The organism is Arthrobacter sp. 135MFCol5.1, from assembly GCF_000374865.1.
GTDB lineage: Bacteria > Actinomycetota > Actinomycetes > Actinomycetales > Micrococcaceae > Arthrobacter.
Map to the genome: position 1 here is coordinate 347,265 of NZ_KB895453.1, position 14,853 is coordinate 362,117.

General features: G+C 68.0%; 14 protein-coding genes. 9 read left to right on the top strand and 5 right to left on the bottom strand.

Annotation, left to right across the window (positions count from 1 at the left end; all coding sequences use genetic code 11):
• Positions 1-67: 67 nt before the first annotated feature.
• Positions 68-1,678: a PucR family transcriptional regulator gene (locus C563_RS0105175; RefSeq protein WP_026264381.1), complete on the bottom strand. Its 1,611-nt coding sequence runs from the start codon at positions 1,676-1,678 to the stop codon at positions 68-70.
• Between the two features lie 106 nt (positions 1,679-1,784).
• On the opposite strand from C563_RS0105175, the gene C563_RS0105180 reads away from it, so the two are divergent.
• The 3 genes from C563_RS0105180 (at position 1,785) to C563_RS0105190 (ending at position 5,626) form a co-directional block, all read left to right on the top strand.
• On the top strand, positions 1,785-3,335 hold the full coding sequence (locus C563_RS0105180; protein WP_018760978.1) for a purine-cytosine permease family protein: 1,551 nt from the start codon (positions 1,785-1,787) through the stop codon (positions 3,333-3,335).
• A gap of 63 nt (positions 3,336-3,398) precedes the next feature.
• A complete protein-coding gene (locus tag C563_RS0105185) occupies positions 3,399-4,346 on the top strand; it encodes a polysaccharide deacetylase family protein (protein ID WP_018760979.1) in 948 nt (315 codons plus the stop codon).
• A 44-nt stretch (positions 4,347-4,390) separates the two neighbouring features.
• Positions 4,391-5,626 (top strand): amidohydrolase, encoded by a 1,236-nt coding sequence (locus tag C563_RS0105190; protein ID WP_018760980.1) that lies wholly within the window; start codon positions 4,391-4,393, stop codon positions 5,624-5,626.
• Here the strand turns inward: C563_RS0105190 and C563_RS0105195 are convergent.
• On the bottom strand, positions 5,623-6,459 hold the full coding sequence (locus tag C563_RS0105195) for a helix-turn-helix transcriptional regulator (RefSeq protein WP_018760981.1): 837 nt from the start codon (positions 6,457-6,459) through the stop codon (positions 5,623-5,625). The genes C563_RS0105190 and C563_RS0105195 overlap by 4 nt on opposite strands.
• 85 nt (positions 6,460-6,544) lie before the next feature.
• Between C563_RS0105195 and ilvD the strand changes: the two genes are divergently transcribed.
• Positions 6,545-8,404: a dihydroxy-acid dehydratase gene (ilvD, locus tag C563_RS0105200; RefSeq protein ID WP_018760982.1), complete on the top strand. Its 1,860-nt coding sequence runs from the start codon at positions 6,545-6,547 to the stop codon at positions 8,402-8,404.
• 75 nt (positions 8,405-8,479) lie between these two features.
• On the opposite strand, the gene C563_RS22745 is transcribed toward ilvD, so the two are convergent.
• Complete coding sequence (locus tag C563_RS22745) at positions 8,480-8,758, bottom strand: hypothetical protein (protein WP_231369843.1); 279 nt, start codon at positions 8,756-8,758, stop codon at positions 8,480-8,482.
• Here C563_RS22745 and C563_RS0105205 point away from each other — a divergent pair.
• The 5 genes from C563_RS0105205 to C563_RS0105225 all read left to right on the top strand — a co-directional run bounded on the left by C563_RS0105205 (position 8,757) and on the right by C563_RS0105225 (position 12,801).
• Positions 8,757-9,275: a hypothetical protein gene (locus tag C563_RS0105205; protein WP_231369844.1), complete on the top strand. Its 519-nt coding sequence runs from the start codon at positions 8,757-8,759 to the stop codon at positions 9,273-9,275. The genes C563_RS22745 and C563_RS0105205 overlap by 2 nt on opposite strands.
• A gap of 85 nt (positions 9,276-9,360) precedes the next feature.
• Entirely contained in the window at positions 9,361-10,179 is an 819-nt protein-coding gene (locus C563_RS0105210; RefSeq protein ID WP_018760984.1) for an oxygenase MpaB family protein, read from the top strand.
• On the top strand, positions 10,172-11,068 hold the full coding sequence (locus C563_RS0105215) for a DUF817 domain-containing protein (RefSeq protein WP_018760985.1): 897 nt from the start codon (positions 10,172-10,174) through the stop codon (positions 11,066-11,068). Before C563_RS0105210 ends, C563_RS0105215 begins: the two co-directional genes overlap by 8 nt.
• Positions 11,069-11,138: 70 nt before the next feature.
• Positions 11,139-12,365 (top strand): MFS transporter, encoded by a 1,227-nt coding sequence (locus tag C563_RS0105220; RefSeq protein WP_043423766.1) that lies wholly within the window; start codon positions 11,139-11,141, stop codon positions 12,363-12,365.
• Positions 12,366-12,405: 40 nt separating this feature from the next.
• Complete coding sequence (locus C563_RS0105225; protein WP_018760987.1) at positions 12,406-12,801, top strand: (R)-mandelonitrile lyase; 396 nt, start codon at positions 12,406-12,408, stop codon at positions 12,799-12,801.
• 79 nt (positions 12,802-12,880) lie between these two features.
• Here C563_RS0105225 and C563_RS0105230 read toward each other — a convergent pair whose 3' ends face one another.
• Together C563_RS0105230 and C563_RS0105235 are read right to left on the bottom strand one after the other, a co-directional pair.
• Positions 12,881-13,303 (bottom strand): universal stress protein, encoded by a 423-nt coding sequence (locus tag C563_RS0105230; RefSeq protein ID WP_026264383.1) that lies wholly within the window; start codon positions 13,301-13,303, stop codon positions 12,881-12,883.
• A gap of 113 nt (positions 13,304-13,416) precedes the next feature.
• Positions 13,417-14,796 carry an LLM class flavin-dependent oxidoreductase gene (locus C563_RS0105235; RefSeq protein WP_018760989.1) on the bottom strand — a complete coding sequence of 460 codons (1,380 nt, stop codon included), beginning with the start codon at positions 14,794-14,796 and terminating at the stop codon, positions 13,417-13,419.
• Positions 14,797-14,853: the final 57 nt, after the last annotated feature.

Genomic DNA, 14,853 nt, shown 5'->3' on the forward strand with positions numbered 1-14,853 from the left:
GCCAAGACTCAAAGCGGCCTGCCTCCGCGCTTGGGGATAGGGCGGCAAATTTACCGGGACGGGCCTCTCAGGGGAGCCCCGCCATCCGGGCGGCGAGATGCAATGCCGCCAGCCGCCCCGTCCCGCGAGGATCGCCACCGCACAGCTCAAAGATCCGCTGAAGCCGGTGGTGCATGGACTGCCGTTCCAAGTGCAGTTCGCGCGCCGATTGCGCGGTGTTGCAGCCCGAGTCCAGCCATACCCGCAAAGTCTCCAGCAACTGGGACTGCCGCTGCGCGTCATGCTCCAGGACCGCCCGCAGCTGCCGGTTCACGAACGCCTCCCGCGCCGAGGCATCCAGGCAGGTCAGGGACAGGCTTTCAACCGCGGAATCCTCCGCGTCCACCACCACCAGGCCGCGGGCCGGATACTGCCGGCGTGCCGAGGCGTTCCGCCGCCGGATCTGGCGCACCTCCAAGGCCCGCCGCGCCTCTGCCAGCGACCAGGAAGCCCCAGCCACCCCGCCGGCCAGGGGCCCCACGGCAATCACCGCGTCAGGGTCCCCCGCCAGGCCCTGCAACGATCCCAACAGCCGCCGCCGCTCACCGGCGGCATCGGTGCAGGGGAGGCCGATCATCACCACCAGCTCGGCGTCGTCCAGGTACGCGGCACAGGGAATCCGGCGTGAGCTCAGGAAGGTTTCGACGGCGCAGCGCACCTCCTGCGGTGACGCCGCATGGATTGCCGCCACCACTGCCGGGGAATCCGTGGGAAAGCCGGCCCCGGGGGCAAGCTGCTCAAGCCGCCACTCCGGGGCGGAATTGAGCACTGCCCGCATCAGTTCTGCTCCGGCCAGGGCGTGCAGTCCGGGTGGAGTGTGCTGCAGCAGCGCCAGCCCGAGGATGTCCACGGAGCGTTCCCCGGCCACCTGCGCCAGCGCCACGTCTGCGGCCTCCGGTACCCGCACCTCAAGCCGCCCCATCAGGACGCCGCGCACGGGAATGTCCACGCTGACCACCGTTCCGCCGGGCAGCCCGGCCCCGCCGGCAAGGCTGCCGTGAGCGCCCGGTCCGGAGCCGTCGTCGTCCGCCGGCCCCTCCCCGGCGTCCGCGTCCACCCCGGTGCTCCACCCCTCGGGGGCGGCGCTGCCCATGGTCACTCCCCACGGGGAGGTGAGGTGCACGGCGGAACCCGTGATGCCCGCCAGTACGGCCAGGATCTTGTCCAGCGAGGCCCCATGGGCCAGCTCCGCCGCCATGGCACGGGTGGCGGCGTCGGCCTGCTGCAGGTGCCCCACCGACTCGCTGACCAGCATGGAATTGATGGCCTGCATGACGCCCACAAAGGGCACCACCTTCCGCAGCTCGACCACCGGAAGACCGTATGCCTCGGCCGTCCGCAGCATGTCCGCAGGGATTTCCGGGAGGGCGCCCCCCGTCTCGATGGCGAGCGCCGCGATACCCCGCTGGGCCAGTTCGCGGACATAGTCCTCGCGTTTGGCGGGGGTGGCCGTGGCCAGGGTGATCCCGCCGCAGAGCAGCAGCTCGCCGCCACGGAGCAGGGGAGCGATGTCCAGGACTTCGCTGGAATGGACCCAGCGCACCGGCTGCGCATCGGCCACCACGCCCAGGGGATGGAGTACGGGATCGGCGGCGGCAAGGGCGGGGTGGGCGAGTATTTCGCCAAGAAACACTGACACGACATTCCGTAACGTAGTAGGGGAATCTGTTCGACAGATTGTATCTTGTTCCTTGTGATGGGGGCCACATAGCCTTTGAGTACTTATCCACCTCACGGAGGCCCCCATGCAAGAAAAGCTTTCACCAGCAACGCACGGGCACGCGGCCCCTGCCGGCCAGGACCACAACGTCGTGGACCACGAAGCCTGGCTGCAGCCCATCCCCGAATCAGCGCGCACACGCAAGGTATCCGGCCAGTTCTGGATCTGGGCGGGCGCCAACCTGGCTCCCATCAACTGGGTGCTGGGGGCACTCGGTATCCAGCTGGGACTCGGCCTGGCGGACACCGTCACCGTCCTGGTCCTGGGCAACCTGATCGGCATGCTCCTCTTTGGCTGCTTCGTCCTCCTGGGCCAAAAGACCGGAGCCACCGGCATGGTCCTGGCCCGGGCCGCTTTCGGCCGCCGCGGCAATTACCTGCCGGCCGCCATCCAGGCCCTGCTGGTCATCGGCTGGTGCGCGGTGAACACCTGGATCATCCTCGACCTGGTCATGGCACTCTTCGGAACCCTCGGCTGGGTTGACCCTGAAGCCCCCAACTACGCCTGGAAGATCGGCGTCGCCACCTTCATCATGGCCCTGCAGGTCGCTATCGCCTGGTTCGGCTACAAAGCCATCGCGGCCTTCGAAAAATGGACGGTACCGCCAACCATCCTCATCCTGGCCGTCATGTCCGCCGTCGCCTGGTTCGGCATGGACATCGACTGGGGCTACGCCGGACCGGCCGGCGCCATCCTGGAAGGCTCGGAACGGATCGCCGCCATGAGCGCCGTCATGACTGCCATCGGCATTGGCTGGGGTATCACCTGGTTCACCTACGCCGCGGACTACTCCCGGTTCGTCAGCACCAGCGTCCCCAAGAAGAAGGTCTACCTGGCCTCGGTCCTGGGCCAGTTCATTCCTGTGGTCTGGCTGGGTGTCTTGGGCGCCAGCCTGGCTACCAACTCCGGGGAGATCGACCCCGGCAAGCTGATCGTCCTCAACTTCGGCGCCATGGCTCTGCCGGTGCTGCTCATGGTGCTCCACGGCCCCATCGCCACCAATATCCTCAACATCTACACGTTCTCGGTCGCGACCCAGGCACTGGATATCTCCATCAGCCGCCGCAAGCTCAACCTGTTCGTCGGCGTCTTCTCGCTCGCCGCCGTCGTCTTCTTCATCTTCCAGGAGGACTTCGCCGCGGTGCTCGACGCCTGGCTGATCGGCCTGGTGGCCTGGGTGGCCGCCTGGGGCGGCATCATGCTGGTGCACTACTTCTGGCTGGACAAGCGCTGGCCGGGCGAGCCGGAGCGCCTGTTCGACGCCGTGGGCACCAAGCGGCTGCCCGGCGTCAACTGGGCCGGTGTCATCTCCCTGGTGGCCGGGATCGTCGCAACCTGGCTCTTCATGTACGGCCTGATCCCCATCATGCAGGGCCCCATCGCGGTGGCCCTGGGCGGCTGGGACCTGTCCTGGCTGGCCGGCGGACTGACCAGCGCCGGGGTGTACGCCATCCTCGGGCCACGGCAGCACATCCGGTACCTCGCAGTGAAGCCCCGGACGGTCACCGCCGTGAGCCCCGCCCCCGGAGCAGGCGGCAAGGAAACGGACGCCGCCCCTGTCCTGCCCGCCCGCTAGGCCGCACAGCTTCCCATCCCCCAACACCTGGCGGGCGCCCTGCGCCCGCCGAAAGGATTTCCCGTGAACCAGCCCGCCATCGCGGACGCCCTGCATCCGGTCACCTGGCCCGACGGCGCCAAAGCCGCAGCCTCCTTCACCTTCGACGTGGACGCGGAGTCCTGCACGATCGCCCACGACCCCAGCTCCACCCGGCGCATGTCGCTGATGACCCACCAGTCGTACGGTCCCAAAGTCGCCGTACCGCGGCTCCTGAAAATCCTTGAGCGCCAGGACATCAAAGCCACCTTCTTCATCCCGGGCTTCACCGCCGAGTCCTACCCGGACGTGGTCCGGCGGATCGTCGACGGCGGGCATGAGGTTGGCCACCACGGCTACCTGCACGAACCGATGCAGGGCATCGACGCCGCCACCGAGGCCGGCTACCTTGACCGCGGCCTCGAAGCCCTGGCGAAGGTGGCCGGGGTCCGGCCGGTGGGGTACCGGGCACCGTGGTGGGAACTGAACTGGCATTCCCCGGGCCTCCTCGCGGACCGCGGCTTCCTCTACGATTCCAGCCTGCTCGACGGCGATGCCCCCTACCGCTTCGCCGTCGCCGCCGATGATCCCCGGGACATCGTGGAGATCCCCGTGGACTGGACCCTTGATGACTGGGAGCAGTACGCCTTCTACCCCGGCGTGACCGGCAGCGGCGTCATCGAAAGCCCGGCCAAGGTCCTGGAAATGTGGACCCTCGAGGCCGAGGCGCACCACTCCCAGGGCAGCTGCTTCGTCCTGACCAACCATCCGTTCATCTCCGGCCGGCCCTCCAAGGCCGTGGCCCTTGAACAGCTGATTGAGCGGGTGAAGGCGATGGACGGCATGTGGGTCGCCACCATGGAACAGATTGCCCGGCACACCAAGGCCACGGTCACGGAGGTCCACACCCACGCGCGGATTGACGTGCCGGTATTCCCGGGCGCGGGTGCACAATTCCAGCCGGCCGTGGTGCGGCAGGGGGTGCTGGCCTAGAGTGGCCGAAAGGGCCGGGGCCGCCGGCCGGGAGGAGTGCCCGCATGGACCTCATGGCCAACCTTACGGACAGCATCGGGCAGGAACTCGCCTGGCAGATTCCCCTGTACGAGCAATTCCACCGGAACCCCGAGCTTGGCCTTGCCGAACACGCAACGTCCGCCGCGGCAGCGGACCTGCTGGCCGGCTGGGGCTTTGACGTCCGGCACTTTGGCCGCACCGGCGTCGTGGGCGTTCTCGCCAACGGCGCCGGTTCCTGCGTCCTGGCCCGGGCGGACATGGACGCCCTCCCCGTCGCCGAGGCCACCGGTGCGACGTACGCCTCCGCCGTTCCAGGGGTGATGCACGCCTGCGCGCACGACATGCACGTGGTGGCAATGCTCGGCGCGGCAAAGTATCTGGCTGGCCACCGGGACACTTGGCAGGGCACCTACGTTGCCTTGTTCCAGCCGGCGGAGGAGACGGCGGCGGGGTCCCGGGCAATGCTCGACGACGGCCTGGCCGCCGGAATCCCGCGGCCGGACATTGCGCTGGCCCAGCACGTCATGCCCACCGAGGCGGGAACCATCGGCACCACGCCGGGTCCCGTGCTGTCGGCCGGCGATTCGGTGCGCATCACCGTGCACGGCCGGGGTGCGCACGGATCCATGCCGCACAAGTCGGTCGATCCGGTGGTGCTGGCTGCCTCGATCATCCTCCGCCTGCAGACCGTGGTGTCCCGTGAAACGCGCCCGGGGGAGTTTGCGGTGCTGACCATCGGCTCGGTGACCGCCGGTGCCACGGCCAACATCATCCCGGACCGGGCGGAACTGCTGCTCAACCTCCGTACCTACAGCATGGCCGTCCGGAGCCAGATGCTCGCCGCCATCGAGCGGATTGTGCGCGGAGAGTGCGTCGCGGCCGGCTCGCCTCAGGAACCGGAGTTCGAGTACTACGACCAATACCCGCTGACCAGCAACGATCCCGGGGCCAACGCCAGGGTCACAGCGGCCTTCACCACGACGTTCGGTGCCGACGCCGTCTACCGCACCGCCCCGCAGACTGCGTCGGAGGATTTCAGCCGCATTCCCGACGCTTTCGGGGCCCCGTACGTGTACTGGGTTGTCGGGTCGGTGCCTCGGGAAACCTACCGGCAGGCGGTGGCAACGGGCGCCGTGGACACCGATATTCCAGCCAACCACTCACCGTTCTTCCTGCCCGCCGTGGATCCCACCCTGCGGGTGGCTACGCAGGCGCAGGCTGCCGCGGCCCTCGCGTACCTGGGCGACGCGGCTTCCTAGCCGCTTCGAGCCAGCAGGGACCGCATCTGCGCGGCCGCGTCGCTGCCCGGTGCAGGGGTATACACCACGATGTGGAGGTCCGGCCGGTCGGACGGGGACACCTGGTGGTGTTCCAACTGGAGCACACCCACGGCCGGGTGGTGGAAAAGGCGCTCGCGGGATTCGAAGCCCAGGATGTCGTACAGGTCCCAGCCCTGCCGGAATTCCGGGCTGGCTTCCTTCAGCCGTTCCACCTGGTACTGGATGTCCGGATCACCGAGCCGCTGCCCGGCTTCGGCGCGGAATTCGGCAAGGAACCGCTTGCTGGTGGTTTCCCAGTCCGGCAGGAGGTTGCGGACGTAGGGATCGGTGAACACCAGCCAGAGGAGGTTGCGGTCCGCCGGGGCCACCGTGGCGATGTTCGGAAACAGGGCGGCATAGGCCGTGTTCCAGCCGGCCACGCCCCAGTCCGGAAACAGCGCGAAGCTCGGATTGGGGTCCAGTGCATCGAGCAGGCGCTGGATATGGGGCGGGGCGGAATCGGCTGCGGGGCCGGCAGGGGCCGCTGCTGCGTAACCGCCCAAGGACAGGACGTAGCCCACGCCGGTTGCCGAGAGATGCAGGGCCCGGCTGACCGCCTCCAGCACCTGCCGGGACGGGCTGATGTCCCTGCCCTGCTCCAGCCATGTGTACCAGGTGACGCTGACGCCGGAAAGGAACGCCACCTCTTCGCGGCGCAGTCCCCGGTCGCGCGCCCGGCCGATCGGCGGCAGGCCGTAATCCGCCCGGAGCGCCTGGTCCCGGCGGGCGCGGAGGAAGAGGCCGAGTTCTTTGCGGCGCCCTGGTTCAGTCACCAGAAAATACTATTACTCTGGTACTCCTGCTACTAGTAGTAAGAGCGTCTTCCGTATGGAGGGCCATGCCCGCAGGATGGTAAGCATGCCTGCACTTCGCTCTAAAACTGTCACCCACGGCCGCAACATGGCCGGAGCCCGCGCACTGCTGCGCGCCTCCGGCGTCGCCAACGCGGATATCGGCAAGCCGATCATCGCCGTGGCCAACTCTTTCACCGAATTCGTCCCCGGCCATACCCACCTTGCCCCCGTGGGCAGGATCGTCTCCGATGCGATCCTCGCCGCCGGTGCCGTGCCGCGCGAGTTCAACACCATTGCCGTGGATGACGGCATCGCAATGGGCCACAGCGGCATGCTGTACTCGCTGCCGTCCCGCGACCTGATCGCCGATTCCGTGGAGTACATGGTCAACGCGCACTGCGCCGACGCCCTGGTCTGCATCTCCAACTGCGACAAGATCACCCCGGGCATGCTCATGGCGGCCCTGCGCCTGAACATCCCCGTGGTCTTCGTCTCGGGCGGCCCGATGGAAGCCGGCCGCGTGACCCTGACCGACGGCTCCGTCCGGTCACTGGACCTGGTGAACGCGATTGCCGACGCCGTGGACGAGTCCATCTCGGATGCCGACATCAACCTCATCGAAGAGAATGCCTGCCCCACCTGCGGTTCCTGCTCCGGCATGTTCACCGCCAACTCGATGAACTGCCTCACCGAGGCCATCGGCCTGTCCCTGCCGGGCAACGGCTCCGTACTGGCCACCCATACCGCCCGCAAGGCGCTATACGAGAAGGCCGGCGCCACCGTCGTCGAGCTGGTCAAGCGCTATTACGACGGCGACGACGAGTCCGTGCTGCCGCGCTCGATCGCCACCGCCAAGGCCTTCGACAACGCCATGGCCCTGGACATCTCCATGGGCGGCTCCACCAACACCATCCTGCACCTGCTGGCCGCCGCCCAGGAGGCGGGCGTGGACTACGGCCTGGCCGAGATGGACGCCAAATCCCGCCAGGTGCCCTGCCTGGCCAAGGTGGCACCCAACGTCGCCAAGGACAAGACCTACTACATGGAGGACGTGCACCGTGCCGGCGGCATCCCGGCCCTGCTGGGCGAGCTGAACCGCGGCGGACTCCTGCACAAGGACGTCCACTCCGTCCACTCCAATGACCTGGACGGCTGGCTGGATGACTGGGACATCCGCGGCGGAAAGGCCACCGAAGAAGCGAAGGCACTCTGGCACGCGGCCCCCGGCGGCGTCCGCTCCTCCACCGCGTTCTCGCAGTCGAACGAGTGGACTTCCCTGGACACGGACGCGGCGGAAGGCTGCATCCGCTCCGTGGAGCACGCGTACTCCAAGGACGGCGGCCTGGCCGTGCTCCACGGCAATGTGGCCGTCGACGGCGCCGTGGTGAAGACCGCAGGCGTTGACGAGTCCATCTGGGTCTTCTCCGGCCCGGCCGTGGTGTGCGAATCCCAGGATGAAGCCGTGGAGAAGATCCTGAACAAGACCGTCAAGGAAGGCGACGTGGTGGTCATCCGCTACGAAGGCCCCCGCGGCGGTCCCGGCATGCAGGAAATGCTCTACCCAACGTCGTTCCTCAAGGGCCGCGGCCTGGGCAAGAAGTGCGCCCTCATCACCGACGGCCGTTTCTCCGGCGGCACGTCCGGCCTGTCGATCGGCCACATTTCGCCGGAGGCTGCCTCCGGCGGCGCCATCGCCCTGGTGGAGGACGGCGACATCATCAGCATCGACATCACGCAGCGCTCCATGCAGCTGGAGGTCTCTGACGAGGTCCTGGCCGAGCGCCGCGAGAAGCTGGAGGTCAACGGCGGTTACAAGCCCAAGGACCGGGACCGCCAGGTTTCCGCTGCCCTGCGCGCCTACGCCGCCATGGCCCTCTCGGCGGACAAGGGTGCCGTCCGGGACGTGTCGCTGCTGGAGCGGTAACGCTGGTTCCTGGCGGGGGAAGGGCAGGTCCATTGGCCCTCCTCTGCCAGGGAATTCGGCGCCACACTTGAAGGGTCATCGTCGGGCCCGGGGAGGTGTGGTGCGCAGGTTTGAACCGTCCCTCGCGGCAGCCGCCCTCGTGATGGTGCTGCTGGCGGGCTGCTCTCCGCAGCCGGCAAGTCCACAGCCCTCGCGGTCCTCCGCTGTTGCCTCCGCAGCGGCGACCGGAGCGCCCGCCCCGCCGACGCCGTCGGACGTTCCGTCCTCACCGCCCGCAGAAACAGCGCCCGGCGCTCCCGCGGTCAGTTCCGCCGCGGCGGCCTGGACCACGTTTACGACGGCGGATGGCAGCATGGCGTTCGACCTTCCCGCCGACTGGCGCGTCAAGGACCCTGCGGGTGAACTGGCCGAGGGTGGCGGGGCATTCGCCGAGGTCCGGAACCAGGCCGGAAAGATAATGGCCACGCTGAGGACCAACATGGCCACCGGATCCACCTGCACCGAAAGGTACCCCTACGAAATCCTGGACACGGTGGACGTCCCGGCGCTTGTCCAGGGCGGAGAGGTGCCGCAGTTCGTGTTCGAATCCCGTGCGAATGCCCCGACCCCCGGCCTGTACAGCACCCCGGCTGCCGGTTACGGCATCACCTCGGGCCCCGCGGCCAGCGGACCGGACGCGTGCCCCATCTTCCAGTTCTTCAGGTGGCCCCCAAACGCTGCCATGTTCGGGGCGTCCTACGACCCCAACAACAACGCGACGCCAGGGGACCCGTCGCTCCCGTACCTGGACCTCGCCCGGAAGTACCGGGGCACGTCCGAGTATTCGGATATCAGGAAGATGATCACCTCGCTGCGGCCGGTGCAGCACTAGCCGGACGCTGTTGGCAGGGGGGCGCCCGGCCAATGGGGGACCAACGCCCCGCCCTGCCGTCCTGCCCCTCCGGTACCCTTTTCACATGGTGCAGGAAGTGGCCGATTACCGGGCGGAAGGCATCCTGCTCGCCGGGGCGGGACGGGCCATCCTGCTGCAGCTTGCCAATCCCGCCATCGGCCGCGGGGTGGCGGCACACAGCATCTTCACCGAGCGTCCCGTCAACCGGCTCAAGGGCACGCTCACCTATGTTTACGCCGTCGTGTACGGAACCGATGAGCAGGTGCATGAGGTGCGCCGCAGGGTGAACCGGGCCCATGCCCCCGTGCGGCGCATTCCCGACGAATCGTCCGCCGGGTACAGCGCCTTCGATCCCGCGCTGCAGCTTTGGGTGGCGGCCACGCTCTACGACACAGCGCTCACCGTCATTGAGAAGATCTACGGCCCGCTCGATGAAGCCGCCGCGGACGCCATGTATCGGGACTATGCACGGCTCGGTACGGCGCTGCAGGTCCCGCCGGCCATGTGGCCCGCGGACCGGGCAGCGTTCGGCCGCTACTGGCAGGAGCAGCTCGCCGCCCTGCGGGTGGAAGCCGAAGGCGCCCAGGTTGGCCGTGGCCTGCTGTACCCGGAAAACACCGCCTTCTGGTACCGGGCCATGATGCCCTCGGCACGCTTCCTGACCGCCGGGCTGCTGCCAGGCCAGCTGCGGAAGGACTTCGGCCTCGCCTGGAGCGACCGTCACGAGCGGCGCTTCAACCTGACCATGCGCGTCCTGGCGGTGGCCTACCCCAAACTTCCACGGGGAACCCGGCACTGGTTCAAGGACTACTGCCTGGGCGAGCTCGACAAGGACCTGCACGGGAACGGCCGGCTGCAGCAGCGCCAGGGGAGCCGTGCGTAGTTCCACCCCCGTCGAGCAGAGGATCGACGACTACGCCCGCCGCTTCCTGGCCACGGCCCCGGCCCGCGGCGCCAAGGCACGGCTCACCGAGTTCGCCGTTTTCGGCCTCAAGCAGGGCTGGGCCTGCATCTTCGGAGCCGCGCTCCTGGCCGTGCTCATGGCCGCCCGGCTGTGGTACCCGGACGATGCGGTGCTGGCGCGGAACGACTTCCTGACGCTCGCCGCCGTCGTCATCCAGGTCCTCATGGTCGCGTTCAAACTGGAAACCCTGAAGGAGCTGCGCGTCATCGTCCTGTTCCACCTGGTGGGGACCGTGATGGAACTGTTCAAGACGGACGTCGGCTCCTGGTCCTACGAGGCCGAGGGCGTCCTCCGGATCGGGGCTGTACCGCTCTTCAGCGGCTTCATGTATGCCGCCGTGGGCTCGTACATGGTGCGTGTCTACCGGCTCTTCGACCTCAGGTTCGCTGCCTACCCGAGGCGCTGGATCACTGCCATCCTCGCCGGCGCCATCTACGCCAACTTCTTCACCCACCACTACATCTGGGACCTGCGCTGGGTGCTGCTGGCCGCCGTCGTGGTTGTCTATGGCCGCTGCGTGATGCACTTCCGTGTCTTCCGCAAGGAGTTCCGCATGCCGCTGGTGGTTTCCTTCCTGCTGGTGGCACTGTTCATCTGGATCGCCGAGAACATTGCCACCTGGTCCGGGGCCTGGCTCTACCCCAGCCAGGCCGCAGGCTGGCATCCGGTGGGCCAGGAGAAACTCGTGGCCTGGTTCCTGCTGATGCTCATCTCCGTGGTGCTGGTGGCCTGGGTCTACAAGCCCCGGCCGCCGGAACCACGAGGCATACGACGCAGGGACATTCCGTCGGCTGCACTGCCGCGCTAAAGGGGGTCTGCCAAGACCCGTTTCAGCAGGGCCCTCGCTAGGGCTTCGGGACCACGCTTTGATGGACTGTATGTCTCCCGAAACCACAACCATCAGTACCGGCGCGCCGCAACAAACCTCTGGCAGCGAGCATCGCCAGGCCCACTGGGGAGGCGTCTTTGCGATGTCGCTGTGCGTCTTCGCCCTGATCGCCTCGGAGTTCATGCCGGTCAGCCTGCTCACACCAATGGCAGCGGACCTCCAGGTCTCCGAAGGGATGGTGGGGCAGGGCATCGCGGTCTCCGGCCTGTTCGCGGTCCTCACCAGCCTGTCCGTCTCCCGCCTGGCCGGCAGCCTTAACCGCAAGGCCCTGCTGCTGGGCCTCACGGCGTTGATGGCGGTCTCCGGGGCACTGGTGGCCCTGGCGCCGGGATACCTGCTCTTCATGATCGGCCGCGCCCTCATCGGCGTGGTGATCGGGGGATTCTGGTCCCTTTCCGCGGCCACCGCCATGCGGCTGGTCCCGCCCCACCAGGTGCCGCGCGCCCTGGCGATCTTCAATGGCGGCAATGCCCTCGCCACCGTCCTGGCCGCCCCGCTGGGCAGCTGGCTGGGCGCCGTCATGGGCTGGCGGGCAGCCTTCTTCTGCCTGGTTCCACTGGCCGCCGTTGCTTTGGCCTGGCAGTGGTTCAGCCTTCCGTCCATGTCGGTGGACAAGCCGCGGGAAGCGGGAAGCATCCTGGCGATCTTCGCCGCGTTCAAGAACCGCCAGGTGGCCTGGGGCATGGCCGCATGCGGGTCCTTCTTCATGGGACAGTTCGTCCTGTTCACCTACATCCGCCCGTTCCTGGAACGGGTGACGCGGGTTGATGCGGCTACGGTTTCCTTGGTCCTGCTGGTGCTGGGCGTGGCAGGCTTTGCCGGCACCATGCTGATCGGCCGGTTCCTGGGGAAACGCCTGTACCGGACGCTCGCCACCATTCCCGCGCTCATGGCCGTCATTGCGGCGCTGCTCGTGCCGGCGGGCGGCTGGTTCGCCGCCGTCGTGGTTCTTTTGGGTTTGTGGGGCTTGCTGTCAACGGCCGCGCCGGTGGGCTGGTGGAGCTGGGTCGCCGAGGCCATGCCGCACGACGCCGAGGCAGGCGGCGGCTTGATGGTGGCCGTAGTCCAGACCTCGATCGCCATTGGCTCAACCCTGGGCGGCCTCCTGTTCGACTCCGCCGGTTACGGCGGCACCTTCGTTGCCAGCGCAACGGTCCTGTCCGCCGCCGGCGTCCTGGCCTTCGTGACTGCCAAGGCCACGCACCGGATGGCGTGACCAACAGATTTCCAGCCAACCGAATCAACAGGAGGAGACCATGAAGTTCACCAAGAGCGGCGGCCAGACCGGCGCCGGGCCAAAGGAATGGTTCACGGGGACGGTGCAGATCGACGGGATCCGCAATCCCGATGAACAGTCGGCCATCGGCTGCGCCCATGTCCGTTTCGCCCCGGGTGCCCGCACCGCGTGGCACCACCACCCGAAGGGCCAGACCCTCTACGTCACCGACGGCATCGGGCTGGTGGCCCGCCGCGGCGGCGAGGTCCAGGAAATCCGTCCGGGCGACGTCGTCTACATCGAGCCCGGCGAGGAACACTGGCACGGGGCCACCCCCGAGCGGTTCATGGCGCACGTGGCCATGCAGGAAGCTGATGCGGACGGCCAGGTGGTCACCTGGCTCGACCACGTCACTGACGAGGAATACGGGGCCTAGCTCCCGTCCCGGACAGGAAAAAGAGCGGACGACGCCGGAAGAATCCGGCGCCGTCCGCTCTCCTCGTCGCGGGGAAGGGTCAGTCGTCGTAGGTGTTGGCGATGTAGACATCGCACGGGGCGTTGTGCGCCACGCTGTTGGCGACACTGCCCAGGAGCCGGCCGATGCCGCGCATCCTGCGGTTACCCACCACGATCAACCGGGCGTCCAGGCGGATCGCTTCCTTGATCAGGGAATCGGCGGGCTTGCCCCGGGCAGCGAAGTGGGTGACCTCCACCCCGGGCCGGGAGTTGGCCAGGTCCTTCGCCACGATCTCCGAGCTGTCCGCATTGGAAATCCTGACCTTGTCCGAACCCACGCCGAAAGTTTCGGCGGTTTCGCTTTCAAACCCGGTCACCACATGCAGTGATGCTCCCAGCGATTCCGCCAGGCCCAAGGCCACTTCCGCTGCCTTCCGTGCCGACGGGCTCGCGTCCACGCCTACAACCACTACTCCACTCATCCTGCACTCCTTCGTTAGTCCTGGCGCAATGTCCACCTGCCAGTCTAGGGAGTACCCCCGTCATGCTTCGGTATCACACAGTTGCTGCCGCAAACGCCGCCGCTGCCTGCCCATCAAAACGCCGAACCGATCGAGGCCAGTTCAGGGGCGGCAGCTCCGGCGTACCGGTTCTCCGGACGCGCCAACCCATAGTGCTCCCGCAGGGTCCGTCCGGTGTACTCGGTGCGGAACAGTCCGCGCTCCTGGAGGATGGGCACCACCTGGTCCACAAAGGTTTCCAGCCCGGAGGGGAGCACCGGCGGCATGATGTTGAAGCCGTCCGCCGCGCCGCCGTCGAACCATTCCTGGATGGCGTCTGCCACCTGCTCGGGCGTGCCGGTGAAGGTGCGGTGTCCGCGGCCGCCGCCCAGCCGGCCGATCAGCTGCCTCACCGTGAGCTGCTCGCGGCGGGCCATTTGCACGATCAAGGTGTAGCGGCTCTTGGCCCCCTCGATCTCATCCTCGCTGGGCAGGTTGGCCGGCAGTTGGCGGTCCAGGGGCAGGTCCTCCGGGTCCACGCGGAGGGTCCTGGCCAGCTGGATCCGGGCGTACTCCGGCTTGATCAGCCGGTCCAGTTCGCGCTCCAGCTCCAGGGCCTGCTCCTCGGTGGCACCGATGACCGGGACAATGCCCGGCAGGATCTTGATGGTTTCCGGGTCGCGCCCGGCGGCTGCGGTGCGGGCCTTGAGGTCGCGGTAGAAGTCCTGCGCGTCGGCCAGGGTCTGGTGTGCGGTGAAGACGGCATCCGCATAACGGGCGGCGAGGTCCTTGCCGTCCTCGGACGAACCGGCCTGGACAACCAAGGGATGGCCCTGCGGCGACCGGGGAACATTGAGGGGGCCGCGGACTTTGAAGTGCGTGCCCTGGTGGTCGATGGTGCGGATCTTGTCCGCGTCGCCCCATACGCCGCCGGCCTTGTCTGCCAGCACGGCGTCGTCCTGCCAGCTGTCCCAGAGTTTCTGCGCCACCTCGATGAATTCGGCGGCACGCTCGTACCGGACGGCGTGGGCGGGCTGATCGTCCACGCCGAAGTTCCGGGCGGCGTCGGGGCCGGCTGTGGTTACCACGTTCCAGCCGGCGCGGCCGCCGCTGGCCCAGTCCACCGAGGCGAAACGGCGGGCCAGGTTGAACGGCTCGTTGTAGGTGGTGGAGGCGGTGGCGATCAGCCCGATGCGTTCGGTGGCGCCCGCGATGGCCGTGAGCAGCACCGTGGGCTCCAGCTTGCCGCCCGGGCGGCGGCCCACCTCGCCGAACAGGACGGGGGAGTCGGCAAAGAAGATCGAATCGAGCTTGCCGCGCTCGGCTGTTTGGGCGAGCTTTTGGTAGTGCCCAATGTTCGTGCCCGCGTGCGGGTCGCTTTCCGGCAACCGCCAGGATGCTTCGTGGTGGCCAGTGCTCATCAGGAAGGCGTTGAGGTGAAGCTGGCGGTCGGTGGGCTGGTTGTTGGCAGTCATGGCTGTTTCCTTGCTGGATGGAGGGAAGGGGCGTGGGTTTCGGCAGGCGCAGCCACC